The sequence below is a fragment of the Stenotrophomonas sp. YIM B06876 genome (assembly GCF_030711595.1).
GTDB lineage: Bacteria > Pseudomonadota > Gammaproteobacteria > Xanthomonadales > Xanthomonadaceae > Stenotrophomonas.
The window spans coordinates 26,549-51,755 of the sequence record NZ_JAUJUJ010000021.1 but is presented as its reverse complement, the minus strand read 5'-3'; the positions used below and the strand labels follow the sequence as shown (position 1 = coordinate 51,755).

22 protein-coding genes are annotated in these 25,207 nt (G+C 67.0%); 11 read left to right on the top strand and 11 right to left on the bottom strand.

Going from position 1 to position 25,207, the window contains the following annotated elements:
• Window positions 1–73: 73 nt before the first annotated feature.
• From QZH66_RS09975 to QZH66_RS09930, 10 genes are all read right to left on the bottom strand, one after another.
• Window positions 74–1,264, bottom strand: a complete 1,191-nt coding sequence (locus tag QZH66_RS09975) for a CoA transferase (protein WP_305805787.1) — start codon at window positions 1,262–1,264, stop codon at window positions 74–76.
• A 191-nt stretch (window positions 1,265–1,455) separates the two neighbouring features.
• Window positions 1,456–3,315 (bottom strand): beta-L-arabinofuranosidase domain-containing protein, encoded by a 1,860-nt coding sequence (locus tag QZH66_RS09970; protein ID WP_305805786.1) that lies wholly within the window; start codon window positions 3,313–3,315, stop codon window positions 1,456–1,458.
• A complete protein-coding gene (locus QZH66_RS09965) occupies window positions 3,312–5,501 on the bottom strand; it encodes a formylglycine-generating enzyme family protein (RefSeq protein WP_305805785.1) in 2,190 nt (729 codons plus the stop codon). The genes QZH66_RS09970 and QZH66_RS09965 overlap by 4 nt, the downstream gene beginning before the upstream one ends.
• A gap of 37 nt (window positions 5,502–5,538) precedes the next feature.
• Window positions 5,539–6,492: a ribokinase gene (locus QZH66_RS09960; RefSeq protein ID WP_305805784.1), complete on the bottom strand. Its 954-nt coding sequence runs from the start codon at window positions 6,490–6,492 to the stop codon at window positions 5,539–5,541.
• A complete protein-coding gene (locus QZH66_RS09955) occupies window positions 6,489–7,868 on the bottom strand; it encodes a serine hydrolase domain-containing protein (RefSeq protein WP_305805783.1) in 1,380 nt (459 codons plus the stop codon). The genes QZH66_RS09960 and QZH66_RS09955 overlap by 4 nt, the downstream gene beginning before the upstream one ends.
• Window positions 7,868–10,003, bottom strand: coding sequence for a TonB-dependent receptor (locus QZH66_RS09950; protein ID WP_305805782.1), 2,136 nt, complete (start codon window positions 10,001–10,003; stop codon window positions 7,868–7,870). The genes QZH66_RS09955 and QZH66_RS09950 overlap by 1 nt, the downstream gene beginning before the upstream one ends.
• 104 nt (window positions 10,004–10,107) lie before the next feature.
• The gene (locus QZH66_RS09945; protein WP_305805781.1) at window positions 10,108–10,533 is read right to left on the bottom strand and encodes a hypothetical protein; all 426 of its coding nucleotides are present in this window, start codon (window positions 10,531–10,533) and stop codon (window positions 10,108–10,110) included.
• 300 nt (window positions 10,534–10,833) lie between these two features.
• The gene (locus tag QZH66_RS09940; protein ID WP_305805780.1) at window positions 10,834–11,715 is read right to left on the bottom strand and encodes a LysR family transcriptional regulator; all 882 of its coding nucleotides are present in this window, start codon (window positions 11,713–11,715) and stop codon (window positions 10,834–10,836) included.
• 94 nt (window positions 11,716–11,809) lie between these two features.
• Window positions 11,810–14,254 carry a sodium:solute symporter gene (locus QZH66_RS09935; RefSeq protein ID WP_305805779.1) on the bottom strand — a complete coding sequence of 815 codons (2,445 nt, stop codon included), beginning with the start codon at window positions 14,252–14,254 and terminating at the stop codon, window positions 11,810–11,812.
• A 65-nt stretch (window positions 14,255–14,319) separates the two neighbouring features.
• Window positions 14,320–15,195, bottom strand: a complete 876-nt coding sequence (locus QZH66_RS09930) for a CoA ester lyase (protein WP_305805778.1) — start codon at window positions 15,193–15,195, stop codon at window positions 14,320–14,322.
• Between the two features lie 142 nt (window positions 15,196–15,337).
• Here QZH66_RS09930 and xth point away from each other — a divergent pair, with 142 nt between their 5' ends.
• Window positions 15,338–16,105 (top strand): exodeoxyribonuclease III, encoded by a 768-nt coding sequence (xth, locus tag QZH66_RS09925; protein WP_305805777.1) that lies wholly within the window; start codon window positions 15,338–15,340, stop codon window positions 16,103–16,105.
• 60 nt (window positions 16,106–16,165) lie between these two features.
• On the opposite strand, the gene QZH66_RS09920 is transcribed toward xth, so the two are convergent.
• Window positions 16,166–16,417, bottom strand: coding sequence for a GlsB/YeaQ/YmgE family stress response membrane protein (locus QZH66_RS09920; RefSeq protein ID WP_305805776.1), 252 nt, complete (start codon window positions 16,415–16,417; stop codon window positions 16,166–16,168).
• A gap of 111 nt (window positions 16,418–16,528) precedes the next feature.
• On the opposite strand from QZH66_RS09920, the gene QZH66_RS09915 reads away from it, so the two are divergent.
• The 10 genes from QZH66_RS09915 (at window position 16,529) to QZH66_RS09870 (ending at window position 25,204) form a co-directional block, all read left to right on the top strand.
• Window positions 16,529–17,122, top strand: a complete 594-nt coding sequence (locus QZH66_RS09915) for a 4'-phosphopantetheinyl transferase superfamily protein (RefSeq protein WP_305805793.1) — start codon at window positions 16,529–16,531, stop codon at window positions 17,120–17,122.
• 83 nt (window positions 17,123–17,205) lie between these two features.
• Window positions 17,206–17,844, top strand: coding sequence for a 16S rRNA (guanine(527)-N(7))-methyltransferase RsmG (rsmG, locus tag QZH66_RS09910; RefSeq protein ID WP_305805775.1), 639 nt, complete (start codon window positions 17,206–17,208; stop codon window positions 17,842–17,844).
• A gap of 97 nt (window positions 17,845–17,941) precedes the next feature.
• The gene (locus tag QZH66_RS09905) at window positions 17,942–18,739 is read left to right on the top strand and encodes a ParA family protein (RefSeq protein WP_305805774.1); all 798 of its coding nucleotides are present in this window, start codon (window positions 17,942–17,944) and stop codon (window positions 18,737–18,739) included.
• Window positions 18,739–19,668 (top strand): ParB/RepB/Spo0J family partition protein, encoded by a 930-nt coding sequence (locus tag QZH66_RS09900; protein ID WP_305805773.1) that lies wholly within the window; start codon window positions 18,739–18,741, stop codon window positions 19,666–19,668. The genes QZH66_RS09905 and QZH66_RS09900 overlap by 1 nt, the downstream gene beginning before the upstream one ends.
• Before the next feature lie 33 nt (window positions 19,669–19,701).
• A complete protein-coding gene (locus tag QZH66_RS09895; RefSeq protein ID WP_305805772.1) occupies window positions 19,702–20,004 on the top strand; it encodes a helix-hairpin-helix domain-containing protein in 303 nt (100 codons plus the stop codon).
• Between the two features lie 129 nt (window positions 20,005–20,133).
• Window positions 20,134–21,099 carry an SDR family NAD(P)-dependent oxidoreductase gene (locus QZH66_RS09890; RefSeq protein WP_305805771.1) on the top strand — a complete coding sequence of 322 codons (966 nt, stop codon included), beginning with the start codon at window positions 20,134–20,136 and terminating at the stop codon, window positions 21,097–21,099.
• 70 nt (window positions 21,100–21,169) lie between these two features.
• A complete protein-coding gene (locus tag QZH66_RS09885; RefSeq protein ID WP_305805770.1) occupies window positions 21,170–21,892 on the top strand; it encodes a glycosyltransferase family 2 protein in 723 nt (240 codons plus the stop codon).
• The gene (locus QZH66_RS09880; protein ID WP_305805769.1) at window positions 21,892–22,233 is read left to right on the top strand and encodes a lipid-A-disaccharide synthase N-terminal domain-containing protein; all 342 of its coding nucleotides are present in this window, start codon (window positions 21,892–21,894) and stop codon (window positions 22,231–22,233) included. Before QZH66_RS09885 ends, QZH66_RS09880 begins: the two co-directional genes overlap by 1 nt.
• A gap of 302 nt (window positions 22,234–22,535) precedes the next feature.
• The gene (locus tag QZH66_RS09875) at window positions 22,536–24,296 is read left to right on the top strand and encodes a DUF885 family protein (RefSeq protein ID WP_305805792.1); all 1,761 of its coding nucleotides are present in this window, start codon (window positions 22,536–22,538) and stop codon (window positions 24,294–24,296) included.
• Between the two features lie 128 nt (window positions 24,297–24,424).
• Window positions 24,425–25,204 (top strand): hypothetical protein, encoded by a 780-nt coding sequence (locus tag QZH66_RS09870; RefSeq protein WP_305805768.1) that lies wholly within the window; start codon window positions 24,425–24,427, stop codon window positions 25,202–25,204.
• Window positions 25,205–25,207: the final 3 nt, after the last annotated feature.

The following is a 25,207-nucleotide window of genomic DNA, read 5'->3' as shown; positions in this document are numbered from 1 at the left end:
ATCGGCCACCACCACGGACAGTTCGCGCAGCTGGGCGAGTTTGGAAACTGAGGTCATGCGCTGATCCTTTCGGTCAATCATCTAACGGAGTGTCGAACAGCGCGCCCAGCGCCGCGGTGTCCTGGTCGAAGACCGGGGCGGCAAACGGCTGCGGACCGGGGGTGCGGCCGAACACGATCGGGCGGGTGACGCCGCGGTAGCTGCCCAGCAGCGGGTGGTCCAGGGAGGTGATCATGTTTTCGGCCTGCACCTGCGGATGGTCGAACATGTCTTCGATCTGGCGCGCGGCCGCGCATGGCACTTCCTCGGCAAACAGCGCTTCCCATTCCAGCGCCGGTCTGCGGGCCAGCGCGGCGTGCAGCTGCGGCAGCAGTTCGGCGGCATGTTCGGCGCGCTTGCGCACGCTGTCATAGCGCGGGTCGGTGGCCAGCGCCGGCAACCCGGTCTTGCCGCACAGCGCCTGCCAGAAGCGCGGCGTGTTGGCCGAGATGTACAGCCAGCCATCGGCGGTGGGGTGGATGCCGGTGACGCCACCCGAGCGCATGTCGCGGCCGATTGCGGCCGGCTCGCCTTCGGCCCACACCATCCGCGCCGACTGCATGGTCAAGGCGCTGCGCAGCAGCGACACGCCGACAAACTGGCCTTGGCCGCTGCGCTCGCGTTCGTACAGGGCCGAGGACACCCCGGCGGCGACCAGCGCGGCGGCGTAGTAGTCCACCACCGAGCCGTAGAGGATCTCCGGGGCGCCGTCGGCCGCGCCCTGCATCGCGCACATGCCGGTCATGGTCTGCAGCACCTGGTCGTAGCCGGCCTTGTCCTTCAGCGGACCCTGCTCGCCGTAACCGGTGACCGAGCAGTACACCAGCCGCGGATTGAGCTTGTGCAGGCTGTCGAAATCGATGCCCAGCCGTGCCGGCACGCTGGGACGGAAGTTGTGCACCAGTACGTCGGCCTCGCGCACCAGCCGCATCAGCACCGCGCGCTGGTCGGGTTGCTTGAGGTCCAGCACCACCCCGCGCTTGGAGCGATTGACGCCGAGGAAGGCGCGGCTTTCGGCCTCCAGCGTGGAGGGGTACTTGCGCAGGTTGTCGCCGACCGGCGGCTCGACCTTGATCACTTCCGCGCCCTGGTCGGCCAGCAGCGTGCAGCCGTACGGCCCGGCGATATACGCGCTCAGGTCCAGTACGCGGATGCCGCTGAGCGGTCCGGCTGCGCCCTCGCGATGGGCGATGTCAAACGGGGAAGGGGGGTTGCTTCCGGTCATGGTGGGTGCACTCGATTCCTTGGATTGCAGTGTCCTCCCGGGATGCGGAAGAAACAGATCGTGCGGGTATGTTCAGCGAGGACAAAAAACTTCGATGAGGATTTGTTTGGCGCTGCGTCGGGGATGGCGGTTGTTGAAAGCGTGCTGCGCCGGAGGTCCGGGATACTGAAATCACGGACCTTCCTGATGGCTCAGGGTGCCGGTGGCAGCGACAGCCAGCTCAACCGCCACGCGCCATGTTCACGGCCGCCGCAACGGTAGTACGGCTCGAACACCAAGGGCGCGCGGCTTTGCAGCCACATCGTCACCGGTGCGCCTTCACCTTCGTCAGTGCCCACCTGCAGCCACGTTGCGGGATCGCCTGCCCGCAGTCTCACTGTCTCGTCAGTCTTGAAGCCGTCGATCAGGCCGGTGGCATAGACCAGCGGGCCGTAGCTCAGGCCCACGTATTCCCAGCGCAGTACTTCCTGCGCTACCGGCGAGCCATCGGGTGCGCGCGATTCCTGTACGTTGATGTTGGCCGCGCGCTGCAGCTGCGGTTGCATCGGCAGCTGCACGTTGACCAGATCACCGGCCTGCCATTGCCGCTGCAACTGCACGAAGCCATCAGCGGCGATGTCGATAGGCTGGGTGACGCCGTTGACCTCGATGCGTGCATCCTCGGCCCAGCCGGGAATGCGCAGGCCAAGGCTTAACGTGGCGCTGCGTTCGGGTAGCACCTTGATCGTGATTGCGCCGTCGAACGGGTAGCGGGTGTCCTGCTGCAGGGTCACGTTGCCGGCTTCGGCATGCGCCAACGTTGCCTCACCGGCGCTGTACAGATTGACCCGCAGGCCACCGTCGGCGGCGATGCCGTAGGCGATCTGCGGCAGCTCTTCCACCGCCATCGCGCCGGAAGATTTGCAGCAGCGCCAATACGTGGTGTGCACGCGCTTGCCGTTGGGGAAGGTGTAGTAGCACCAGTCCTCGCCGTTCGGCGCCATCGCCGCCAGCAGGTCGTTGTAGGCGGTGCGTTCCAGTTCATCGGCGTAGCGGGCGTGGCCGGTGATGGCCAGCAGTTCGCGGTTGAGCTGCATCCACGCCAGCACCGAGCAGGTTTCCACATAGGCCTGCGGCAAGAACGTGCGCGGGGCGTTGAACACTTCGCGCGAGCGATGCGCCACGCCACCCCACGGGCCGCCGCCCAAAGTAAGGTGCTGCTCGCGGATGTTGTTCCACAGATTGTCGATGGCCAACTTGTAGTCGGCCTTGCCGGTGGCCTTGTACAGCTTGGCCAGGCCCACCAGATTCCACGACAGCTGATACGCCTTGCCGGTGGCGATGAAGGCGGCATCTTCGTTGGCGATGCCCTTGTCGAGCAGGGCCAGACGCGGGTTGGCGTTGGCCTGCTGCAGGATCTTCTCGGACAGCGCCAGGTAACGCGGCTCGCCGGTGACCAGGTACAGGTCGGCGGCCGGGTCCAGCAGTACCGTGGCCGACATGCCGTGGTGGTTGCCAAGCGTGGTGATGTCGATGCCCGCCTCCAGCGCCTGCCAGCACAGGTCGGCGATGTCGCGTGCGGCTTGCAGGTAGCGCTCTTCGCCCAGCGCCCGCCAGGTTTCGAGGAAGCCGAGGATCAGGTAGCTGTGGGTCCAGATGTCCCAGGTGCGCAGCGCCGGTTCGCCGTTCCAGCTCTCGGGCTTGGGCGGCTGCGGCACGGTGAAACGGCGGTCGGCGGCGTAGTTGCCGAGATAGCCGTCGGCGTCCTGCTGGCTGATCAGCCAGTCGGCGACTCGGCGCAGGTTGGCTTCCAGCTTGTCCTGCCCGCCCTGCGCCACCGCACGCGCAGTGGCCGACAACCACTTGCCGGCGTGTTCGCCGTACCAGTCGCCTTCCTGGTTCTGCTGCTTGTGGGCTTGGCCGAAAATGCTGATCGACGGGCTGTGCTCATCGACGATGAAGCTGCTCAGGCGGCCGCTGCGGTTGGCCGCCAACATCTGCCCGAACACGCCGTCCAGCTTTACTGAGGCGGGCGCGATCAACTGCTGGCCGATGGTGATGGCCGCAGTCATGTTGCATCCACCACGCAGCGGAAGCCGAGCATGCCGCTGCGGTCCTTGGCCGGCGCCATCAGCAGGTACTTGCCGTGCTGGTCCAGGCGATAGGCCTGCGGGAAATACCAGTGCGAGGTCTGCGGCTGGTAGCGGGAGCCGCCGCGCAGGATCGCCGCGCGGGTGTGCTCGTCGATGAACTCATCGGTCCACTGCCACACGTTGCCGACCAGGTCTTCCACGCCAAACGGGCTTGCCCCCTGTGGGTGCGCATCCACATCGGCCGGGGCCAGCACGCGGCGGCCACGGTTCACCCGCGGCACGCAGCTGTCGTCCCAGTCGTTGCCCCACGGATAGGTGCGGCCATCGTTGCCCTGTGCGGCGTACTGCCATTCCCATTCGTGCGGCAGGCGCTTGCCGGCCCACGCGGCATAGGCGCGACAATCTTCCAGCGACACCCACACCACCGGCTTGTTCTCCCAGCCGGTGCGCGGCGCGCCATCGAGCCAATGGGCGAGGAAGTTGATGTCATCGGCCGGGCGGTAGCCGCTGGCGTCGATGAAGGCCTTGAACTGCGCGTTGGTCACCGGGTAACGGTCGATATGGAACGCGGCCATCTGCATGTGCTTGCGGTGGTGGCGGCGCGGGCAGTCTTCCCACGGGAACTGCACGTCCTGGCCGGCCCAGTTGAAGCCTTCGATCTCGATGCCGCCGACGTTGAACACGAACTCGCCGGCGGGGATGCTGACCATGCCGTCCGGCGCGGTCGGCTGCACGGCGGTGGCAGGAATCTCGCGCAGCTGCTGCGGCAGTGCCGTCCACGCCGCGGAGTAGCTGTTGAGCGGCTGCGCGGCGCGCTTGGCGGCGGCCAGCAGGAAGGCCTCCAGCCCGTCCACCGTCACCCCCGGCTGCACGCTGAGCACCGCGCCGAAGCCGCGTGCTTCCATCGGCAGTTCGATCACCGCCTTGCCATCACGTACCCGTGGCGACAACTCGACGCCGTGCCACACGTCGTAATAGCGGCTGCCGTCCACGTGCGGCAGATCGATCTGCTCGCCGTTGACCGCGTATTCGTGGCGGTTGATGAAGGTGTGCAGGCACAGGCCGTCGGCCGGAAACTTGCTGGCGAAGATGCCGCCCTGATGGCAGACCTGGTACGGCTCCCAGTCCATCGACACCACCAGCTGCGGGAACTGGCGGTAGATCGCGGCGATGCGGCGCAGGGTTTCACCATCGCGCGCGGTGAACTGGTTCCAGATGCCCCAGATGTTTTCCCAGGCGTTGTAGCCGATGCCGTTGAAGAAGCAGTACTGCAGGTCGTGGTTGCGGTTGCGGCCCCAGCGGTTCTCGTAGTTGACCATGTGGCGCGGCTCCAGCCACTTCCACTTGGACACCGGCGGCACCGGGCCGTCGGGTGCCTTCTTGCCCCAGCTCTGCACGTTCCAGATCAGCTGTTCTTCGGAGCTGATGGTGGATTCGGGCTGGATCACCACCGGGTTGCCGCGCGCATCGCAGGCGTCGAAGAACGCACGCGGCACACCGTTGAAGGTGTCGCCGTTGATGCCGTCGGCCCCGGTGGCCTTGATGATCTCGGCCAGCCCGTCCCAGTGCGTGCAGCCCGGGTCACGGGTGCCGTGGTCCCACGGCTTGGCCGGCAGGAACACCTTGACGCCACGCTTCTGGAATGCCTGCACGGCGCTCTTCAGCCCTTCCAGTCCGCCGGGCAGGGTGTGCGCCAGATCGAACTGGTTGCGGTCATCGATGCCGATGTTCGGGTAGATGTACCAGATCAACACCGAGTCCAGGCCGCCGAAACGGGCGATCAGATCGTCCAGGTATTTGTCGACGGTGTACTGCGCGGTGTCCACGTCGTAGAAGTAGCGGTCCTCGACCAGCATCTGCGCGTGCACGAAGTTGCGCTGCGACCACTGCAGCTCCGGGCGGCGGTAGTTGACGTCGGTATAGCCGATGCGCACCAGGTGTTCGCGGCGCCAGTCCTTCAGTTCGGTGATCCAGTCGGCGGCGCTGGCGTTGGCATCGATCATCCAGCTCCCGATATCGGAAAATGGCCATGCCGGTGCCTTGCCCGGCGTGGGCAGATAACGGCCGGTGGTCACGTGCGAGAACTTGTACTCGGTGGTGACGGCCTCATGCCCGTAATCGGCTGCTTCGTTGTCGTAGTCGGGGGTCTGATAAGGCGTCGTCATGGGCAAGGCATCCAGCAGGAAACGGAAAGGAACAACATCAAAGCGTGCACCACGCCGCGAGCGCGGTATGGGCATCATCGCCGGGCCGGCGCGCGCAATCGGACAGCAGCGCGGCAACCTCGGTGAAGGTGGGAATACTCGATTGCGCACCCAGCCGGGTGCAGGCCAGTGCCGAAGCGGCACTGGCGGTGAGCAGTGCATCGGCCAGCGGGGTGTCGTGGGCGAGCGCGGCGACCAGCGCGCCGCAGAAGGTGTCGCCGGCGGCGGTGGTGTCCAGCGCGGCGATGCGGAAGGCCGGCTGCAGCAGGATTTCATCACCCACCCGCGCCAGACAGCCGCGCGCGCCCAGGGTCACGATCACGCACGGCACCTGCACGCGGGCCAGACCGGTGGCCAGGTCCGGCGGATTGCCGGCCACGACCGCCAGTTCGCCCTCGTTGACGATCAGCACGTCCAGCAGCGCCAGCAGCTCTTCCGGTAGCGGCTGCGCCGGCGCGGCGTTGAGCGCGATCTTGATGCCGGCCGCGCGTGCGGCGTAGGCGTAGGCCAGCACTGTTTCCAGCGGGGTTTCCAGCTGCAGCAGCAGCCAGCCGATGCCCTCCAGTGCGGGCAGGTGTTCGGCACGCAGCGCCATGTTGGCGCCTGGGGCGACGGTGATCGCGTTCTCGGCATCGTCGGACAGGCAGATGAAGGCGGTGCCGGTCGGCAGCTGTGCATCGCGCACGGTGTGCAACTGCACGCCAGCGTCGAGCAGCGAGGCTTCGATCGGTTTGGCGAAATCGTCCTCGCCCAGTGCCAGCAACATCTGCGTGTCGGCGCCACCGGCGTGCGCGCAGGCCACCGCCTGGTTGGCGCCTTTGCCGCCGGGGAAGGTGCTGAACTCGCGGCCGAGCACGGTTTCACCCGGTGCCGGCACGTGCGCGGCGCGCACCACGAAATCGAGATTGGCCGAGCCGGCGACGAGCACGGCACGACGATGGGCTGGAGTCATGGCTGCAAGGCCTCATCGACAAGGTTGTAGAACGCGGTGCTGATGCGCGGCAGGTCGTTTTCGCCGCCGGGCAGATGTTGCAGCAACAGGATCGCCAGCAGCTTCCTGTCCGGCTCGATCGTGTAATAGGTCGACGCGGCGCCGGACCAGCCGAACGCGCCGGCGGCCGCGCGGCGGCCCTTCAGCGCCGGATCCAGCAGCACCGAGCCGCCCAGGCCGAAGCCTTCGGCATCGCTGAATTCGGTGACCGGTTTGGGCAGTGGAAAGTGCGCGAGCTGGTTCTGCAGCATCAGCGCCACGGTTGCGGGCTGCAGCAGTTGCCGGTCCTGATAGCGGCCGCCATCGAGCAGCATCTGCGCGAAACGGCCGTAGTCGGCGGCGGTGGAGTACAGCCCGCCGGCACCGCTGCGGTACGGGCGCAAGGCCGTGCCGGGATCACGGGTATGCGGCTCATCGGCCAGCGCCAGCTTGCCGTCGGCGCCCATCACGCTCAGCTCGACCGCGCGCGCGCGCTGCGCCGGCGGCACTTCAAAGCCGGTGTCGTGCATTGCCAGCGGCTCGAAAATACGCTGCTGCAGGAACTGCTCGAACGGCACGCCGGCGACCACTTCCACCAGCCGCGACAGGGTTTCGGTGGAGGTGCTGTCGTAGCGGAAGTGGGTGCCGGGTTCGGTCGCCAGCGGCACCTGCGCCAGTCGCGTGCTGTACGCGGCCAGGCTGCCGACATCGCGCACGCGGTGCTGTTCCAACAGTTGCGTCACCGCTTCAAACCCTTCGCCGCCGGCGGCAAAACCGGAGGTGTGGGTGAGCAGGTGGCGCACGGTCAGCGTGGTGCTGAGCGGGCGCAATTGCGGTGCGTCGGCGCTGCCGCCGATGAACAATTGCAGCTGCGAAAATTCGGGGAGATGGCGCGCGACCGGGTCGTCCAGCCCCAGCTTGCCATCGTCCACCAGCATCAACGCCGCCACCGAGGCGACGGTCTTGGTCATCGAATAGATGCGGAAAATGCTGTCCTGCTGCATCGGCCGGGTATGCGCCAGATCCTGCCAGCCGTAGCTGGCGGCGTGCACGGTTCTGCCTTCGTGGATCACCAGCGCGACCGCGCCGGGATAGCCGTGCGGACCGGTGGCATCGGCCAGGAAGCGGTCGATGGCCGGCAACCGCGGGGCCGTTGCCGGTGTCGCGGGTGCGACCGGCAGGGAGCTGCGGCTGACCGCGTCGGAGCAGGCCACCATCGGCCAGCCTGTCATGCAGAGCACGGCGCCCAGGGCCAGGCCCCGGGCGCCGCGGTGCAGCCACACCGCGTCACGCCGGCCGCCGGGGCGGGCGTGATCGCGATGTCGGAGGCGCAAGCCCCTGGCTGCGAGGTCGCTCATCAGAAACTGATGTTATGCGACAGGGCGAACACGCGGCCGCGGCCGGCCATCCAGTCGTCGTTGCTGCTGCTGGCCTCGGAGGTGGTGAGGATGTACTGCTTGTTGAACAGGTTCTCCACGCCCAGGGTCAGCCTGCCGAAGCGGCCGGTGTCGTAGTTCACGCTCAGATCGAGCAGGGTGCGGCCGGAGGTGTGCTCGGCGCCGCTCTTGCCCTGGTTGAGGGTGCGCGACAGCAGCGTCATCGCGCCCAGGTTCAGATCGACCTGTTCGGCCACGCGCCAGTACAGGTTCACGCCGATCTTGTCCGGGCTGACATCGTTGGCGCCCATGCGCTTGTCCAGCGGACCGTTCTTGACGAACCAGGTCTTGCCAACGATGTGCGAGTACATCGCGTTGATCTTCAGGTCGTCATTGAAGTCGTAGCTGCCGCTGAACTCGATGCCGTTGATCCGCACCGGGCCGCGGTTCATCACGAAGTCGCCGGTCACCGGGTCGGTACTCAGCGACACGCCGAAGTCCGAGTAGCTGCGGTAGTAGGAACCACTGAACGAGGCGTTGCCGGCACGCCAGTTCAGGCCGACTTCCTTGTTCTCGACGATGATCGCCTGCAGATCGAGGATCCCGCTCACGCTCTGGCCGGGCTTGTTGATGTTGCGCAACGGGATGCCGACGTTGGGCAGGCTGAAGCCTTCCGAATAGGAGGCATACGCCGAGAGCTGCTCGTTGAAGCGGTAGACCACGCCGAAGTTGGGCAGCTCGGTCTTGTAGTCGAGCTTGCCGCCTTCCACGAACACGCGCTTGTTGTAGTAGGTGGTGGTGTAGCTGTCCACGCTCAGGGTGCCGTCTTCCTGGCGCAGGCCGCCGCTGACCGTCAGCGGGCCGATGTCCCACGACAGCTGCGCGTATGGCGCGGTGCTCTTGTACTCCATCGGCGGCACCCACACGCGGTGGGTCAGCGCCAGGCGCTGATCGGTCAGGTCCTTGACCACGTCCACGCCGGCACGCAGCTCCAGGCCCTCCACCCCGAACAGGTCGCCGCGGGTCCACGAGGTGCGGACGCCGCGCTTTTGCGAATTCACTTCGGACTGGTCTACCAGCTGGCCGAGCGGAGCGATCAGCGGATCCTGCTTGTCCGAACCTTTTTCCGCCGGATAGCGCATCGCCTGGTCGGCGCGATAGGTGTCGGCCAGCAAGGTGCCGCCGAAGAAGTCGGCATGGCTGTAGGACAGTACGAACTGGTTGAAATCGTTGAACTCGGTCTTGGCGCCCAGCGGCGTGCCGGCGATCGAAGTCGAGGTGATGTTTTTGGCGCGGTCACCGTTGATACCGGTGTAGTTGCCCTTGCCGGTCAGGTTGAAGCGGCTGACCGACGCCTGCAGGCGCTGCATGCCGTCCTCACCGAAGTTGCTGCCCAGCTTCAGGAACAGGTTCTTCGATTCGGAGTCGTTGATGGTGCCTGAGCCGCGCATGCCGATCTTGCGGCCCTTGGCGTCATAGGCCATGCCGCGGTCGACGAACGAGGTGGACAACAGCAGGTCGTAGGCATCTTCCTTGTGGCCGAAGGTCAGCCCGACCTTCCAGCCGTCGCTGTCGTCGCGGCCCTGGGTGCTGTAGCGGGTGCTGACAGTGGTGTGGCTGCCTTCTTCCGGCGTCTTGGAGATGTAGTTGATGATGCCGCCGGCCGCGCCGACGCCTTCGGCCGCGGAGGGGCCGTTGACCACTTCGATGCGGCCGATCACGCCCAGGTCGGTGAAGCTGCCGGCGCGGTTGGTCTCGCGCAGTGGCGAGGTCTGCGGGATGCCGTCGAACAGGCGCAATGCAATGCGCCCACGCAGGGTTTCACCGGAGTTGGTCAGCGCCTGGGTCGATTCGGAATAGCCGGGAATGGTGCGCGTCAGCACCGCGGTGGCGTCTTCGGTCAGGCTCAGCGAGTTGTTCAACTCCTGCAGGGTGATGATGCTGACCGCACCGGGGATACGGTCCACGGCCTTGGGCGCGCGGGTGCCGGTGACAATCACGTTGTCCAGCGTGGTGGCGGTCGGCTTGTCGCGATCGGCGCTGGCGTTGTCCTGCGCTTGGGCGCTGGCCGACAGCAGCAGGGCCAGGGTGATGCTCGATGAAAGCAGGGTCTTCATGGTGCGGTCTCTCTCCAGAACGCGGTTGGACTGCAAGGCCTGCCGGAATGGCAAGCAAAAAAAAGACGCCACCGCGGCGGTGGCGCCCTGGATCAAAAGTCCGGTCAGAACAGCGAACCGGAGGTGTTCAGGCCCACCCGGCGGCCGTTGCCGTCGTAGGAGATGCCACGGTCGATAGAGACGCCGCTGACCAGGAAGTCGGCCGCTTCGCCCTTGTAGGCGTGGGTGAGGCCGATCTTGGTCTGGGCGCTGTCGTCCTTGAACTGGGTGCTGTAGCGGGTGGTCACGATGGTCTCGTGGCCGGCCACGCCCGGGTTCTTGGACAGGTAGTTGATGACGCCGCCGATGCCTTCGGCCGCCGCGGGACCGTTGATGACCTCGATCCGGCCAATCACACCGATGACCTGCTCGGCGCTCACCAGGGTGACGGCGCCGGGCACCTTGTCGATGGCCACCGGAGTGCGGGTACCGGTGACGATGACCTGGTCCAGGTCGATGGCGGTCTTGTCCTGCGCCTGGGCAGGACTCATCACGCATGCGAAAAGTGCAGCGCTGATGGCCGCCGATAGTGGCTTGATCACGGGTTCTCCCCCCTTGGATGAAAAAACAGCGGGGACAACGTGGTGGTTGTCAGCGCCGATGGATTTGCATGGACGCGAACGTCCCCTCGCCGACCCGTGTGTACGGCCCTCCCAGGGCGCTGCAAGCACTACACCGGCAATACGCGTGAGACTAGGGCGGCCTCCATGGCGATAGAACTGCGGATGCCTATGTTCATTCCCTAGGGTTTGTTGCTTATCGGCCGCCAACGGCTGCGGTCCCCCGCCGGGTCAGCGCTGTGGCTCGATCAGCGCGGTGCGGCCTTCTTCCAGCAATACGTTCACCAGCCGGATCCGCACCGAGGAGCGCGACCAGACCATGCCGATCCGGCGCGGTTCGCTGTGCTGCGGCAGAGCAATGCGCACCACATTGAGGCCTTCGGGCCACGGCTTGGCCCAGTCCGGCACCAGCGACACGCCGAGCCCGCGATCGACCATCACCGCGATCGCATTGAGGGCGTTGAGCTCGAAGCGTTCGCGCGGCACGATCCCGGCCTGGCGCAGGTACTCGTCGGCCTGGCGGCCGCCCCACTCGTGGCGGTCGTAGCGGATCAGCGGCTGCTCGCGCAGCAGTTCGTGCGGGTCGGCGTGGGCCAGGTGCGCCGGCGCCAGCACCACCAGCGGCTCTTCGCGCAGCAGCTGCCAATTGCAGGTCTTGGGCAGCGCGAACGGTGCCTGCAGCACCATCGCCGCATCCAGGTCGCCGGCTTCCACCGCGCGATACAGATCGGCCGAGTAGCCCGGTTTGATGAACACATTGATCTGCGGGAAGGTGGCCACCATCCGCGACAGGATGTCCGGCAGCAGCCCGGCCAGCGCCGTGGGGCAGGCGCCCAGGCGCAGCTCGCCGGCAAGTTCGTTCTCGTTGGCCACGCTGCGCAGGTCGGCGACGTTGCGCAGCAGATCACGCGCCCGCTGCAGGATGCGCGCCCCTTCCTCGGTCACGCTGACCGTGCGCCCGGCGCGGGCGATCAACGGCGCGCCCAGCTCGCGTTCCAGCGTACGGATCTGCTGGGCCACGGCCGCCGGAGTGATGTGCAGCGACCGCGCGGCGGCGGCCATCGAACCGCGGTCGACGACCGTGACGAAAGTATTGAGAAATTGGGTTTCCACAGATAGACCTCTCAGCGTGCGCGCAAGCTACCGCAGTGCGCGCTGCAATGCGATGCGACCACCGCCCGTTGCCTGCGGGTCGTGGCGGCGCGGTTCATTGCGCCACCTCCACCGGACGGTCGCGGTAGATGGTCAGGCCGTCCAGCGAACCGGCGGGCGCCGGGAAGAACAGGCTGGCCACATAGCCGATCACGATGCACAACAGGATCGAGATGGCCAGATAGAAGTACGGGTGCACCAGGTCCATCGACCAGCAGGCCATCGTGATCAGGATGCTGCCGGCCACGCCGATCGCCACGCCCGGGGCGTTGGCCCGACGGGTGAACATGCCCAGGGTGTAGGCGCCGGCGAAGCCACCGCCGAGCAGGCCGGCCAGCTCGATGGAGACGTCGAACAGCGAGTGGATGTCGTAGCGGCTCATCACCAGCGCGATCAGGATGCCGAGCAGGCCCACCGCCACGCCGATCCATTCGGCAAAACGCACGCTCTGCTTCGGCGTCGGGTTCTTCTTCAGTTTCTCGTAGAAGTCCACCGAGGCCAGGGTGGAAACGCTGTTGATGATGCTCGACAGGGTCGACATCGCCGCGGCGAAAATGCCGGCGATGATCAGTCCGGTCACCCCCACCGGCAGCTCGGCGGCGATGAACAGCGGGAACGTCGCATCGATCGGCAGCAGCGGATTGAGCCGCTCCGGGTTGTTGCGGTAGTACACCCACAGCGCGGTGCCGATGCCGTAGAACACGAAGCCCCCGGGAATCATCATCGCCGCAAAGGTCCAGATCGAACGCCCGGCTTCCTTGTCGGATTTGGTCGACAGCACGCGCTGCATCAGCACCTGGTCCTTGGGGAAGGTCAGCACCACGTCGAACACGACCAGGAAGATGAAGCCCCACACGGTGGCCTTGGTCAGGTCGAAGCTGAAATCGAACAGCTGGCTCTTGTTCTCGGCCGTGGCCAGGGCCAGGAATTCCGGCACGCCACCGTGGATCTGCTGGATGATGAAGCCGATGGCGAACAGGGCGCCGCCGAACATCACGAACACCTGCACGAAGTCGGTCCAGATCACCGCCTTCATGCCGCCCATGGTGGTGTAGACGATGGTGAACACGCCCATCAGCAGGATGCTCCAGACCACATCCACCCCGGTGATGGTGGAGATGGCCAGCGCCGGCAGGAACAGGATCACGCTCATCCGGCTGCCGATCTGCATGACGATGCACAGCCCGCTGGCGAGCATGCGGATGGCCGGGTGGAAGCGGGTTTCCAGGTAGGAGAACACCGACATCAGGTCCAGCCGGCGCAGCAGCGGCACGATCCAGATCGCCACGAACACCAGCCCCAGCACGGCGATCAGGTTGTTGGTCATGTACTGCCAGTTGGTCTCGAACGCCTTGGCCGGAATGGCGATGAAGCTGATCGAGCTGGTGTTGGTGGCATACAGGCTGATGCCGGCGGCCCAGAACGGGATGCTGCGGCCACCGACGAAGAAATCCGAAGTGTTGCCGTGCTTTTCGTGGAAGTAGAACCAGGCGCCGATGCCGAGCATCGCCGCCAGATAGACCAGGATCACCGCCCAGTCGAGCCAGTGCAGCAGGTGTTTTCCGCCTTCGATCTGGGCGTGGTGGAATGTGCTGCCGGACGCCGACGGGGAGGTCCAGAGCAGGCCGTTGCCCCAGCGGATGACCTTCTGCGCGTTGCCGATGGCGGTGTCTTCCAGCGTGGTCCAGGCGCTGGTGATGGTGTGGAAGGTGCGCGCATGCAGCTGGCCGGCGCGATCCTCGACCAGCATCAGCAGGTGCGCCTGGCCCAGGGCGCGGATCGAACCGGGGGCGATCCGGCCATCCGGCGGAGGCATCGCCTGCCAGCTGTTCTCAGCGGTCCAGCGCCACAGCGTGTCGGACTTTCCGTCAGTGCCCACGCCGGCGTACAGCGCGCCTTTCTGCGCCTGCAGCGCGGTGGGCACGCCTGCCTGCGGCCATGTCGCCTGGCGCTGCCAGGCGACGGTGCTGGCGGCATTGATGTTGCGGCGGTACAGATGGGTGACGCCGGCGGCATCGGTGCCGGTGACATAGAAGGTATCGCCGAGCGCGGTGGCGTGGGCATGGGCAAGCGGCATCGGCAGCGCCAGCGGGGGTCCGTAGACCAGCGAATGGTTCTGCACCCGCACCGGCCGCAACCGGTCGCTGTGCGAGGCATCGGGCCCCTGCAGCAGATAGGTGCGGGAGGCGGCGGAGACGCTGCCGTGTATGTCCCGGTCCGTGTCCGTCCCGGTCCGGGTGAGCGGCTCCCACGCCGTGCGGTCGCCGCGCAGCGCCCAGGCATCGTGTCCGGCCAGGACGATGGCGCGACCGTCGACATCGACCAGCGCCTCGGCCGACACCGCCGCCGGCAAGGGCGGCAGCGTGCCGGAGGCAACGGTGGTCAGGCTTTCGGCGGCAACGCTGCCGCTGCCCGCCAGCAACCCGGCGACCGCGACCAGACGCAGGCGGCGCGCCCAGCACCGCAGCAGGAGGGAGGCCGAGGCCACAGGTTCGATCATGGGGATTTCCCGGGAAAAGGCGCGGCAGAAACCGGGGCGGCCGCCACGCGAAAGCAGAAAGGGGTTCAAAGCGGTGCCGGGGTCGACGCCGGGCCATCCCGGCGCGCGGCGAGGATGGCTTCGGCGCGGCGCAGGAACGGCAGGTCGATCATCCGGCCTTCAAACAGGAAGGCGCCGTGCCCGTGCCGGCGGGCCTCGCTGGCCGCCGCCACGATCCGGCGCGCCTCCTCGACCAGCGCCGGGGCGACACTGAAGGCGGAGTTGGCCAGGCCGACCTGGCGCGGGTGGATGCAGCTCTTGCCAAGGAAGCCCAGCCGCTGCGCCATCTGCGCCTCGCGCTGGAAGCCGTCACTGTCGGTGACATCCGGAAAGGCGCCATCGCAGGCGAACACCCCGGCCTCGGCGGCGGCCATCTTCAGCGCAAACAGGGTGGCGTGCACATTGGCCGGATCGCGGGCGATGCCATGCGGCGCGAACAGGTCGCCCAGGCCCAGTTGCAGCCCGGCCACGCGCGGATGCGCGGCCGCCAATTCCGCGGCCACGCGCAGTCCCTTCGGGGTTTCGATGTTGAGCAGCAGCCCGATCGGCCGGGCCACGCCGTTGCCCGCCTCGGCCTGCTCCAGCCGGGTGATGGCGGCCTGCAGCTGCGCCACCGATTCGACTTTGGGGATGTTGAGCAGGGCCACCGCCGGCAGCGCCACGGCGGCCAGGTCGGCGGCAAAGTACGGGCTGTCGGTGCCGTTGCTGCGCACGATCAACAGTTTGGGGCTGGCGGCGGTTTCCGGCCGGCGCAGGAAATCGGCCACGGCGCCGCGGGCCTGCGCCTTGCCGGCCTCGGGGACCGAGTCTTCCAGATCGAACGACAGCGCATCGGCATCGCCGGCCATCGCCTTGTCGAACAGTTCCGGGCGTGCACCGGGCACGAACAGCTTGCTACGCATGGTTTCCCCTCATCATCCAGCGCAGTCTGCGGAAATAGGACAGACGAAAAACTGTCTTCCGCGACATTCACGAAATACGTTTTGTTGTGAGTGCGGCCGGCCGCCTGGCCCCGGCCTGCGGCGCAGGGCTTAGAATTGTGCGATGAAAATCGCTTCGTGGAACGTCAATTCGCTCAATGTGCGCCTGCCGCACCTGGAACAGTGGCTGGCCGATTTCGCCCCGGACGTGGTCGGCATCCAGGAAACCAAGCTGGAGGACCACCGGTTTCCGGACACCCGGCTGCTGGAGCTGGGCTACCGCAACGTGTTTGCCGGACAGAAGACCTACAACGGCGTCGCGCTGCTGGCGCGGCAGCCGATCGAGGATGTGCAGGTCGGCATTCCCGGATTCGAGGACGAGCAGAAGCGGGTCATTGCCGGCACCATCGGCGGGGTTCGCGTGATCAACCTGTATGTGGTCAACGGCCAGGACGTCGGCACCGACAAGTATGCCTACAAGCTGCGCTGGCTTGCCGCAGCGCACGACTGGGTTGCCGATGAGCTGCAGCGCCACCCGGAGCTGGTGGTGCTGGGCGATTTCAATATCGCCCCGGAGGCGCGCGATGTGCACGACCCGGCGGTATGGAACGAGGACCACATCCTCACCTCCACCGCCGAGCGCGCCGCGCTGGAAAAGCTGCTGGCGCTGGGCCTGCACGATGCCTTCCGCCTGCATCACGACGATGCCGGCGTCTTCAGCTGGTGGGATTACCGCGCCGCCGGCTTCCGCCGCGACCTGGGTCTGCGGATCGACCTGACCCTGGTGTCCGATGCCCTCAAACCGCGTGCGGTGGCGTCGGGGATCGACCGCGAGCCGCGGACCTGGGAACGCCCCAGCGACCACGCCCCGGCCTGGGTGCAACTGGGCTGAGCACGGAAAAGCCCGGCCGTAGCCGGGCTTTGTTTTCCCGTGGCCGCGCCGTGGCGCGGGTCAGCGGATGCTTTTGCGGGTGAACAGGTTGACGATCGCCAGCAGGATCACCGCGCCGATCAGCGAGAACAGGAACGTGCGCAGCGTGATGGCTTCGTTGATGCCGCCGCCGAAGAAATAGCCGGCGATCAGTGCCCCGATGATGCCGACCACGATGTTCAGGATGATGCCCTGCTGCGCGTCGCGGCGCATGATGATGCTGGCCAGCCAGCCGACCACGCCGCCCACAATCAACCAGATGATGATGCCCATGTTTTCAGCTCCTTGCGTCAATGCACCCCAGGCGGTGCGACCGGCACAGTTAAGAGGTCCGGGCGTGAACTCTCCGTGCACTGCGGCGCTACCGCGGTGGCGGTGAGTCCCTTGCCCGCGGTGCCGTCGGCGTATTGGCAGTTCGGGCCGGTGCGGGTGTGGCAGCTGCCGCACGTGCCGGGCACCCGCGGTGAACCGCAGGCGCGTGAGTTGCTGGCCGCGCAGCTGGGGGGCAGTGCCCAGAACCTGCCGTTGACCCGTGACGAGCGCGGCCGGCCGTGGCTGATCGGCGCGCTGGCACGCTATGGCACCGGCTGGAGCCACAGTGGCGGCCATCTGCTGGTGGCGCTGGGCGAACAGGTGCGGCTGGGCGTGGACCTGGAGCGGCAACGGCCACGCGTGCACATGCGCCAGGTGATCCGGCGATTCTTCCATCCCGCCGAGATCGACTGGCTGGATGCGCTGGACACCGCGGCGCGTGAACACTGGTTTTTCCGTGTCTGGTGCGTCAAGGAGGCGCTGTTGAAGGCGCATGGCCATGGCATCTCGTTCGGCCTGCACAAGCTGCGCTTCGCGCCCGATGCAGCCGGCGCGCTGCAATTGGTGTGGTGCGACCCCGGCCTGGGCCAGGCCTCGCGCTGGCAGCTGCACGAATGGCAGGCCGCGGACGATTTCCGCGCGGCGCTGGCGTGGTATCCGCTGTGACGGCGCCGCACCGATGCGGACGCTGCAACCGGCGCGTTGCTTGACCGGGCGGGCAGGTGGCCAAGACTGCGATAATCGCCGCCATGAACGAGAACACGCTTCCGGCCGCCGTGGCCACCGAACTGGAACAGGGCCTGCGCGCGCTGGGGCTGGAGGTCGCCCTGGCGCCAAAGCTGCTGGCCTATCTGGCGCTGCTGGTGCGCTGGAACAAGACCTACAACCTCACCGCGATCCGCGATCCGCAGGAAATGGTCACCCGCCACCTGCTCGATTCGCTGGCGATGCAACCGTATGTCGACTCCGGCACGCTGGCCGACCTGGGCACCGGCCCCGGGCTGCCGGGTATTCCCTTGGCCATCGCCCGGCCGCAGCTGCAGGTCACGCTGGTGGAGAGCAATGGCAAGAAGGCGCGCTTCCTGCGCGAGGCCGTGCGCCAGCTGCAGCTGGGCAACGCGCGTGTGGCCGAGCTGCGCGCCGAAGCGCTGGACGAGCCGGGCGCCTATGACAACCTGACCGCACGGGCGATGGATACGCTGGCCGGGATCATCGCCGTCGGCGGCCACCTGCTGCGTCCTGGCGGCCATCTGCTGGCGATGAAGGGGGTGTATCCGCACGAGGAAATCGCCCAGCTGCCGGCTGGTTGGGCGGTGCGCGAGGTGCGTCCGTTGCAGGTTCCGGGGCTGGTCGGCGATCGCCATCTGGTGGTGGTCGGCCGCACCTGAGGCCGCCGTGGCCGCCCGCGCCGGCGGTGCCGATTTCCGCCCGGCGCCCGCTGCCCGCATAATGCCCGGTCACACCCCGCCCACGAGGCTCTCCTGCATGGCTCGCATCATCGCCATCGCCAACCAGAAAGGCGGCGTCGGCAAAACCACCACGGCCGTCAATCTGGCTGCTGCCCTGGCTGCCGCGCCCAAGCGCGTGCTGCTGGTCGACCTGGACGCCCAGGGCAATGCCACCACCGGCAGTGGCGTGAACAAGCGTGAAGTCGCCGCCTCCACCTGCGATGTGCTGCTGGGCGAAAACAGCGCCGCCGAGATCCGCGTGGCCGCCCCGGAAGGCTTCGACCTGCTGCCGGGCAACATCGACCTGACCGCCGCCGAGATCCGGCTGATGGACCAGCCCGCGCGCGAGCAGCGGCTGAAACAGGCCCTGGCGCCGATCCGCGGCCAGTACGACTTCATCCTGATCGACTGCCCGCCGGCGCTGTCGCTGCTGACGCTCAATGCGCTGGCCGCCGCCGACTCGGTGATCGTGCCGATGCAGTGCGAGTACTACGCGCTGGAAGGCCTCAGCGCGCTGGTGGAGACCATCGACGCGCTGAAGGTGGATCTGAACCCGGCGCTGGAGATTGAAGGCGTGCTGCGCACCATGTTCGATGTGCGCAACAATCTGGCCAACGCGGTGTCGGCGCAGTTGACCGAATACTTCGGCGACAAGGTGTTCCGCACCATCGTGCCGCGCAATGTGCGCCTGGCCGAGGCGCCCAGCCATGGCCAGAGCATCCTCGGCTATGACCGCAGCTCGCGCGGTGGCGTGGCTTATCTGGGCCTGGCGGGCGAGATCATCCGCCGCACCCGTGATCGCATCGAGGCCGGCATGGCCAGGGAGAGCGTCTGATGACTGTCAGCAAGCCGTCCGGTGCCAAGAAACGCGGTCTGGGCCGGGGTCTGGATGCATTGCTGGGCCCCCGCGGTGCTGTCACCCAGGTCCAGGCGGCCGCGGCCATCGAACCCCTGGCCGGTGAAATCCTGCGCAAACTGCCGGTCACCCAGCTGCAGCCGGGCAAGTACCAGCCGCGTCGCGAGATGGATGAAGGCAAGCTGGCCGAGCTGGCCGAGTCGATCACCGCGCAGGGCGTGATCCAGCCGATCCTGGTGCGCCTGATTGAAGGCGACCGGTACGAGATCGTCGCCGGCGAACGCCGCTGGCGCGCCTCGCAGCTGGCCGGTCTGGATGAAGTGCCGGTGGTGGTGCGCGAGCTGGAAGACCGCACCGTCATCGCGATGGCGCTGATCGAGAACATCCAGCGCGAAGACCTCAACCCGCTTGAGGAGGCCGAAGCGCTGCAGCGGCTGATCAGCGAATTTTCGCTGACCCATGCCGAAGCGGCGCAGGCGGTGGGCCGCTCGCGCGCGGCGGTCTCCAACCTGCTGCGGTTGCTGGATCTGCCGGTCGGCGTGCGCGTGCTGCTGGAAACCCGCCGGCTGGAGATGGGCCACGCCCGCGCGCTGCTGACGCTGGCGCCGGAACTGGCGACCAAGCTGGCGCAGGACGCCGCCGATGAAGGCTGGTCGGTACGCGAAGTGGAGTATCGTGCCCAGCAATTCGCCGTGGGCAAGGTGCCCCGCGCGCGCAACGCCAAACCGGCTCCGGCCATGCCGCAGGCGGATATCGCCTCGCTGGAAACCGAACTGTCCGAATCGCTCGGCACCAGGGTGGCGATCAATCATGGCCGTGGCGGCAAGGGCAAGCTGGTGATCCATTACACCGATCTGGACACGCTCGATGGCGTGCTGGAAAAGTTGCGCACACGGCCCCAGGGCTGATCTTCCGCACGCTGTCGAGGTGACCGCAACGCAATGAACCCCACCAAGGTCGACCGCAACCATTTGCTGAGTCTGACCGACCTCCCGAATGTGGGGCCGGCCTGTGAAAAAGATCTGCGCCTGATCGGCATCCGCGTACCGGCGCACCTGCGCGGCCGCGATGCCTACGACATGTACGCGCAGCTGTGCATGAAAACCGGGGTGATGCACGACCCGTGTGTGATCGATGTGTTCCTGTCGATCCTGCGCTTCATGGCCGGCGAAGCGCCGCAGCCATGGTGGGCCTTCAGCAAGGAGCGCAAGGCCGCGCTGGCCAAAGCGCCGCTGCTGGGCTGAAATCCGATGGCCGCGGCCCGCTCGCGCATTGTCCCTGCCTGTGCCGCGTTATTATCAAGCGCCGCCGCGCGCACCGGATCTGCCGCGTCGATCCGGTGCGCCGTCCACTGAAAAATCAGGATTTATCTGATGACCATTCTCGTTACCGGCGCCGCCGGCTTTATCGGTGCCTACACCTGCCAGGCGCTGGCCGCCTGCGGCGAACGCGTGGTCGGGCTGGACAACTACAACAGCTACTACGACCCGCAGCTCAAACGCGACCGGGTTGCCGCGCTGTGTCCGCAGGTTGATATCCGCACGCTCGACCTGACCGACCGCGAGGGTCTGGCCGCGCTGTTCGAGGAGGTCCAGCCGACCGCGGTGATCCACCTGGCCGCACAGGCCGGGGTGCGCTATTCGCTGGAAAACCCGCACGCCTACGTCGACAGCAACCTGGCCGGGTTCGTCAACATGCTCGAACTGTGCCGGCATCGCGGGGTGCGGCACCTGGTGTATGCCTCCAGCAGTTCGGTGTATGGCGACTCGGCCACGCCGCCGTTTTCCGAGGACCAGCGCGTGGATCAGCCGCGCTCGCTGTACGCGGCAACCAAGGCCGCCAACGAGCTGATGGCCTACACCTACGCGCAGCTGTACGGCCTGCCCGCCACCGGCCTGCGGTTTTTCACCGTGTACGGCCCGTGGGGCCGCCCGGACATGGCGCCGCTGCTGTTCGCGCGCGCGGTGCTGGCCGGACGCAGCATCGAGGTGTTCAACCAGGGCCGCATGCGCCGCGACTTCACACATGTTTCCGACATCGTCGCCGGCATCCTCGGCGCCCTGTCGCATTCTTCCACCGCGCCGGTGCCGCACCAGGTGTTCAACCTCGGCAACCACACGCCGGTGGAGCTGGAATATTTCATCGGTGTGATCGAGTCCGCGGCCGGGCAACCGGCGCAGAAGATCTACAAGCCGATGCAGCCGGGCGACATGGTGCAGACCATGGCCGATACCTCGCGGGCGAAGGCGGCATTCGGATACGAACCGGCCACACCGATCGAATCCGGCCTGCCACCGGTAGTGGAATGGTGTCGTGACTATTTCGGGGCGCGCGCCTGATTTCATCTTCGGCTAACTTGAGCGAAGGAAACTGCGCGGAATTTTTTCCATGACACAGCCGGATCCTGCAATGACCCAACCCGAGCTTTCGGTGGTTGTTCCTGTTTTCAACGAGCGTGACAACGTCACGCCGCTGGTAGAGGAAATCACCGCCGCGCTTCGCGGAAAGATCGCCTTCGAGATCATCTACATCGATGACCATTCGCGCGATGACACCTTGACCGTGCTCAAGGCGCTCAAGGCGACCCACCCGGAACTGCGGGTGCTGCACCATGTCAGCCAGAGCGGGCAGAGCACCGCGGTGCGCAGCGGAGTGAAGGCGGCGCGCGCGCCGTGGATCGCCACCCTCGACGGCGACGGCCAGAACGACCCGGCCGACATTCCCAGGCTGCTGGCCGCACGCACCGCCGCCGACCCGGCGGTGAAGCTGTTTGCCGGCTGGCGGGTGGACCGCCGCGATTCGGGTTCCAAGCGCTGGGCCAGCAAGTGGGCCAATGCGATCCGCGCGCGCATGCTGCGCGATGACACCCCCGATACCGGGTGCGGCATCAAGCTGTTCGAACGCGCCGCCTTCCTCGACCTGCCGTACTTCGACCACATGCACCGCTACCTGCCGGCATTGATGCAGCGCGCCGGCTGGCAGACGCTCAGCGTGCCGGTCAACCACCGCCATCGCACCAGCGGCGTGTCCAAGTACACCAATCTCGGCCGCGCCCTGGTCGGCATCCGCGACCTGCGCGGCATGGCCTGGTTGATCGCGCGCAGCAAGCGCACCGTGGTGGAAGAGCGCTGATGGACCTGCACTGGCTCGACCAGCCGCTGACCTGGCTGTACTGGACCGGGGTGCATATCACCGGCTGGAAGCTGATCGGCTATACCGGCGCGTTGATGTTCGGCGGCCGCTGGCTGGTGCAGTTCGTCGCTTCGCGCCGCGCCGGCAAGCCGGTGATCCCGCGCCTGTTCTGGTACATGAGCGTGATCGGCAGCCTGATGACGCTGAGCTACTTCCTGTTCTCGGCCAAGCAGGATTCGGTGGGCGTGCTGCAGAACCTGTTTCCGGCCTTCACCGCGCTGTACAGCCTGCACCTGGATATCCGGCACCGCGGCTGGAAGCGGGACAAGGCGACGCATTGAGGGCTTGGGCGGCGGCGCGTGCACGCCGGTGCGTATCGCGCTGGTGCGCTTGCCGGGCCATGCCAGGCTGCTCTTTGCGACCACCGTCGGCCGCCGATCCGCCGGTCCTGCCCGCGCAGGGCGTGATGCGGCGGGGCGGCCACCCTCCCGTGCGTGGCGACGCGTTCCTGGACCATGGCGCCCGACGCTCATGGCGCGCGGCAGGACCTTTGATCCATGCGCATCGCTTCCGCCGGATGCCATGATCGGGGTTTGCCGCCCACCGGGAACCCCTGATCGTGAAATCACCGCTCGTCACCGCGTTGCTGCTCGCCTTGGCCTTTCCTGCCGGCGTGGCCCTGGCCGCTCCGTCTGCCAGCGCGGCCGCCGCCCCGGCCAGCCTGGCGGCCGAAAGTCCCGCCGATGCGCAATTCCGCGCCATCTACGAGCAGGAGTGGAAGTGGCGCCAGACCGGCGGTGGTGAAGCCAGCGAGGACAGCGACGGCGCGGCCAATGCCACGCGCCTGCCCGATGTCGGCGCCGCCGCGCACCAGGCCCGGTTGAAGGTGTGGGATGAGGTGCTCGCCCAGCTCGATACGCTCGATCCGGCGGCGCTGTCGGCGGACAACCGCATCAACCTGGCGATCTATCACGCCCAGATCCGCAACCTGGCCGATGCGGTACGCCTGCGCGCCTACGAGATGCCGTTCAACTCGGACTCCTCGTTCTGGTCCAACCTGTCGTTCATGGCCCGGCGCGAGATGAAGACCGCGGCCGACTACCGCAACTACATCGCCCGCCTCAACGATGTGCCGCGCTACTTCGCCCAGCACACCGACAACATGCGCGTTGGGCTTGCGCGCGGTTTCAGCGTGCCGCGTGAAGTGCTGGAAGGCCGCGACGGCTCGATTTCCGCGGTGGCCGGATTGACCGACCCGACCCAATCGCCGCTGTATGCACCGCTGAAGAAGCTGCCGGCCAGCATTCCCGCGGCCGAGCAGCAGAAGCTGCAGGCCGAAGCGCGCCAGGCCATTGCCGGCAAGGTGGTGCCGGCCTTCGCCAGGTTGCTGACTTTCTTCCGCGAGGAATACGTGCCGCAGGCGCGCACCACGCTGGCCGCCGAAGCGATGCCCGATGGCAAGGCGTTCTACCGCCAGCAGATCCGCGAATACACCACGCTGGAACTGTCGCCCGAGCAGATCCACCAGATCGGCTTGGAGGAAGTGGCGCGCATCCAGAAGGACATGGACGCGATCATCCAGCAGGTGGGCTTCAAGGGCGGCTTCGCCCAGTTCCTCCAATTCCTGCGCACCGATCCGCAGTTCTACGCCACCACCCCGGAGCAGCTGCTGTACAAGGCGGCGTGGATCTCCAAGCGCGTGGACGGGGTGATCGGCAGGTACATGACCCTGCCGCGCGCGCGCTTCACCATCGTGCCGGTGCCGGCGGACATCGCCCCGTTCTGGACCGCCGGCCGTGGCGGCATGGGCACCTACTGGCTCAACACTTACAACCTGCCGGCGCGGCCGCTGTACAACCTGCCGGCGTTGACGCTGCACGAGTCCGATCCGGGCCACGCGCTGCAGGGCGCGCTGGCGGCCGAACAGGGCGAGCAACCCGAGTTCCGCCGCCACAACTACATCTCCGCCTACGGCGAAGGCTGGGGCCTGTACTGCGAAAAGCTCGGTGTGGAAATGGGCATCTACGAAACCCCGTACGAGGATTTCGGCCGCCTGACCTACGAGATGTGGCGCGCCGCACGGCTGGTGATCGACACCGGCGTGCACCACTACGGCTGGACCCGTGCGCAGGCGCTGGCCTACCTGCGTGAGCGCACCGCGCTGAGCGAGCATGAAGTCACCACCGAGGTCGATCGCTACATCTCCTGGCCGGCGCAGGCGCTGAGCTACAAGCTGGGCGAGATCGCCATCGTGCGGCTGCGCGCGCAGGCGGAGAAGGAGTTGGGCGACAAGTTCGACCTCAAGGCGTTCCACGACGCCATCCTCAAGCAGGGCTCGGTGCCGCTGCCGGTACTGGAACAGCAGATCCAGGCGTATATCGCCGCGCGCAAGACCGCGGGCTGAGCCTGGCGCGGTGGCGCGACCGTGTCACCGGTGACCGGTGACCGGTGGCGTACCCACGGGTCGTGGCGGATGAGCGGTTTGTCCGTGCCGATTGTGTAACGGGCAACGCCGCCGCTACCTTGCAGCACATGTTCCTCGGTGCCCGCTGCCGTTATCCGCTGCAGCGGTTCCGTTTGCATTTGCACAATCGTGTGACACGTTCAGGGAGAGGGGCCATAAAGACACACCAGGTTGTTCTGGCGGCGGGGCTGATGTCGCTGTTCGGCGGCGGCGCTGCTGCGACGGACGCGGGCATCCACATCGAGTTCCTTTGGTCCAAACCACCGGCCGATGCGATCGCCCGGCAACAGACCCGGCAATTCGTCACTGAAGGCGGGCATGACCACCAGATATGCATCACAGCCACTGCCAGTCCCGCCGACGTGGGTGAGTTGCAGCTTGAGCTGCTGGATGCCACTGGAAAGAGGGTCTCGCTGCAGCGGCATGCCGATTACCGGGGTACCAAACGCTGCTATCCGGCAGAGTTGGGCAAAGGGGGCACCGCGGGTGAGTGGACGGTGCGCGCCGTGCTCGGCGATGGCCGTGAACAGGCGGCGCAGGTCCGTGTCGATCCTCGCATCGAGGATTCGCCGCAGTATCTGGCGCGCTCGGTTCCGTATGTGGCCGGGCGGCCGAATTACGACGCCTCGATCCCGCCGCAGCAGTGGGTCGGCCGGCTGGTGTGGGCCATGGACGTGGACTCGCAGGGCAAGGTCACCCATGTGGACGTCGAAGTGGCCGAGGGTGTCGGTGAACGGCTGCGTGAACGGGCCATCGCCGCGGGTTACATGACCCTGTTCCCACCCGACCCGGGCCGCGCAACCAAGCCGCTGCGCTGGAGCCGGACCCTGTCTTTTGCCGCTGAATGAATC